The sequence below is a fragment of the Streptomyces sp. DH12 genome (assembly GCF_020873895.1).
In the GTDB taxonomy this organism is placed as follows: Bacteria; Actinomycetota; Actinomycetes; order Streptomycetales; family Streptomycetaceae; genus Streptomyces.
Genome location: NZ_JAHWGT010000111.1, coordinates 1 through 1,084, shown reverse-complemented (window position 1 = coordinate 1,084; position 1,084 = coordinate 1). Strand labels below are relative to the sequence as shown.

2 protein-coding genes are annotated in these 1,084 nt (G+C 70.8%); both read left to right on the top strand.

Features of this window, described 5'->3' with window-relative positions; all coding sequences use genetic code 11:
* Nucleotides 1-631, top strand: a 631-nt coding sequence (locus tag LPA54_RS32820; RefSeq protein ID WP_228984403.1) for an SDR family oxidoreductase, incomplete at its 5' end; no start/stop codon positions are given.
* 25 nt (nucleotides 632-656) lie between these two features.
* Nucleotides 657-1,084, top strand: a 428-nt coding sequence (locus LPA54_RS32815; RefSeq protein WP_228984402.1) for a tryptophan 2,3-dioxygenase family protein, incomplete at its 3' end; no start/stop codon positions are given.

Below are 1,084 nucleotides of genomic sequence, written 5' to 3'. Positions count from 1 at the left end.
GACCGTCAAGGAGATCCAGGCCGACGGCGGCCGCGCGTTCCCCGTACCCGCCGAACTCGGCGTCCCCGGCGACGCCGACGCCCTCTGGGCCGCCTTCGACGAGGCCCTGGCGGAGCAGGACGCCCCGGCCGGCCTGGACATCCTCGTCAACAACGCGGGCATCACCGTCCCCCGCCCCATCGCCCAGGTGACCGAAGCCGACTACGACCGCGTCTTCGCCGTCAACACCAAGGCGCCCTTCTTCATCATCCAGCGCGGACTGGACCGCCTCCGGGACGGCGGCAGGATCATCAACATCTCGTCCGTCGCGACCCGCGTCGCCTTCCCGCCGATCGTCTCCTACACCATGACCAAGGCCGCCCTGGACTACCTCACCCTCTCCCTGGCCCAGGAACTCGGTCCCCGAGGCATCACCGTCAACGCCGTAGCGCCCGGCTACACCGAGACGGAGATCAACCCCACCCTCGCCGGACCGGAGATCCGCCGCCGCTACTCCGAGGCCTCCACGTTCGGCCGGCTCGGCGCCCCGGTGGACATCGCGGACGTCGTCTCCTTCGTGGCGAGCGACGACGCCCGCTGGGTGACCGGCCAGTGGATCGACGCCTCCGGCGGCGCCCACCTCGGTGTGTGACCCGTCCGCACCTCTAGGAGATGTGATGAACGACCGCACGACCACCCTCGACGGGCCGGCCACGGACGACACCCTGACCCGCCCCTTCGAGGGCGCCAGCCCCTACGACACGTACGTGCACGCGTCCGTCCTCAACACACTGCAGCACCCGCTCACCGAGGCCCCGGACGAGATGGGCTTCCTCGTCACCACCCAGGTGATGGAACTCTGGTTCACCCTCGTCGTGCACGAATGGCGCACGGCCAAGGTCGCCTTCGCCAAGGACGACCTGCCCGCCGCCCTGGACGCGCTGATGCGCAGCCGCCGCGCGCTGACCGCCCTGGGCGGCGCCTGGGCGCCCATCGCCGCCCTGACCCCCGCCCAGTTCAACGGCTTCCGGGCCGCGTTCGGCCGGGCGTCGGGCTTCCAGTCGGCGATGTACCGGCACATGGAGTTCCTCCTCGGTGACAAGTC